Below are 2,180 nucleotides of genomic sequence, written 5' to 3'. Positions count from 1 at the left end.
CTTCAACGAGCTGCGCTTCGAGGATGAGTTGGGGCAAGAAGAGGTGTTCATCCATGCGCAGCGGGATCAGAACAATCGGGTAGGCCATGACGAAACGACCTGCGTTGGCCGCAACCGCATCGAACAAGTGGGCAACGATGAGCAAATCAGTGTCGGCAACGACCTTCGCCAGGAAACCGGCAATGACCACACCCATGCCGTAGGCCGGGACTGCCATCTGAAGGTCGGCCAGGACCTGTCCATACAGGTGAGCAATGATCGCAGCGAAACCATCGGGGTGAATCAACACACCCTCGTCGGTGGCAACAGCGAACTGCGGGTGGACGGTCATCAGCGCATTGCCGTCGGCCAGGGCCTGGACCAGCAGACAACGGTCTTTCGACTCACCGCCAGCGAACGTATCGAGCTCATAAGCCCAGGTGCAAGCCTCGTGCTCGACCAGCAGGGCCTTACGCTCAACGGGTTGACGCTCAACTTTCATGGCCTCACGCAAGCAGGGGCCGAAGGCGCCGGAAATATCACGGCACTGGAGCTCACTGCGAACAGCGGCAGTGCCTGTGAGGAAAAGGGCCGATGAATACCGCTGACTTGACCCAGTTCGTCATGGATCACCACACCTCGGACCAGTACTGCCACGTGCTGATCGACCCCACTGCGGTGTCCAGGCGAAGTGACCACGCCGTGCTCGAAGGTTTACGCCAAGGGCTGGGGGCGAAAGTGCTGACGCCGATCTACAGGACCGACCTCGCCCACGCCCCCGACGCCCATCCGATCCTGGCCTGCCTGGCGTCTCCGGGAGAACCCCTGCCGGAATCCCTGGTGACCCTGACGGCACGGGCAAGCCTGCGGGATGTTCAGCGGCCTGGGCGCCTGGTCTGTGGCTGGCTATTCAGTGACACGCCTGCCGCGGCCTTGGCCAGGCACATCATGACGCTGTGCGAGGTCCCGACCATGGGAACGCAGACCTGCTTCTATCCGGTATACGAACCTGTACGCCTGGAACTGCTTGCAGCGGCCTACGAACACGCAGAGCAAATGCCATGGTGGCCCATCCACCGTTGGCTGTTCCTTACCAGCGGCGGGTTTGCCGTACGCATGATCGGTGAGCCGTACGCCCAAAAGCCGATACCGGTCGCGGCTGGCGAAATGCAAGCCGAAGCTCCGCTGGTCCAGGCCATGCTCAGCGCCTGGCGCGCCCTGCTCCCACAGACCGATGACCGGCCTTCCCTGCCAGCGGTCGCCGCCGTGCTGGCGTACGAAGAGATCGTCCAGGCACGCAGACAGGGCTTGAGCGAGCCAGCCGACATCATTGCCCTGGCCCTCCATCAACGCTGCCTGCACCCGCAGCTGCATACCTACCCTGCGCTCCGCACACTGATCGACAAAGCCGTGCATGCGCAGATCCCGCTGACCCAGACACTCGCCGAATACACCGAATCCAACTGGCGGTATGTGCTTGCAAACCTGCCTCAATCCGGAGTACGCCCATGACCCTCAGCAAGCGAATCGCCCACGTCATCGCCGAATCCGTCCTGCCCCACGACCAGTGCCAGGCCTGCGAACGCAAGGGCCTGCCCATCCTGCCCCTGCGCCGCGCCCTGGTCCCGGACCTGCGCCCGGCCTACCGCTACCCCTTGGCCGGCGGCCACCAGGTCGCCACCCGCATGGGGCTGCGCACCCTGCGCACCGGCTACCTGTATGTCCTGCTCGACCAGCGCATCTGGTACGCCTACGAAGTCACCGACGAGGCCCACCTGCGCCGCTTCAACCCCATCGAGCCGCCGCCCGCGCCACCGCGTTTGCTCGCCCGCCAGTGCCTGGGCGAAAACCACGACATCCCCTCCTCCTTCCTCACCGTCGACACCGAGGCCTTCTCCACCGCGTGGATCGCCTTCAGCAGCGACACCTGGCCGCCCAGCGTGCTCAATGCCTACCGCAACGCCAAGACCCCGCCCGAGCGCTTCCAGGTGCTGGACCTCACCCTCGCCCGCAGCGCCCCCGCCCAGCTCGGCATGGCCATGACCCTCAGCGAGCTGCAGGTGGACCGCGAGGTCTTCGAGTACAACCAGCAACTGCCCGGCGCCTTCGACAGTGTCCATGGCTTTCACAGCCGCCTCCTGCGCCAGACCGCCACCCGCGGCTACCTGGTCAACGCCATTGCCCGCCACCAGCTCGAACAC

At 64.7% G+C, this 2,180-nt stretch carries 2 protein-coding genes and 1 pseudogene; all 3 read left to right on the top strand.

The genetic code is table 11. The features are described from left to right. Positions 1–577: pseudogene (locus tag NMG10_RS25705) on the top strand (type VI secretion system tip protein VgrG); the annotation flags it as partial. Next, positions 574–1,491 (top strand): hypothetical protein, encoded by a 918-nt coding sequence (locus NMG10_RS25700; RefSeq protein ID WP_254465367.1) that lies wholly within the window; start codon positions 574–576, stop codon positions 1,489–1,491. The pseudogene NMG10_RS25705 and the gene NMG10_RS25700, both read left to right, overlap by 4 nt. Beyond that, positions 1,488–2,180, top strand: a 693-nt coding sequence (locus NMG10_RS25695; RefSeq protein WP_302328761.1) for a T6SS effector BTH_I2691 family protein, incomplete at its 3' end; no start/stop codon positions are given. The genes NMG10_RS25700 and NMG10_RS25695, both read left to right, overlap by 4 nt.

Source organism: Pseudomonas sp. DVZ6 (assembly GCF_024259445.1).
In the GTDB taxonomy this organism is placed as follows: domain Bacteria; phylum Pseudomonadota; class Gammaproteobacteria; order Pseudomonadales; family Pseudomonadaceae; genus Aquipseudomonas; species Aquipseudomonas peradeniyensis.
This window is presented reverse-complemented; position numbering and strand designations above follow the sequence as displayed.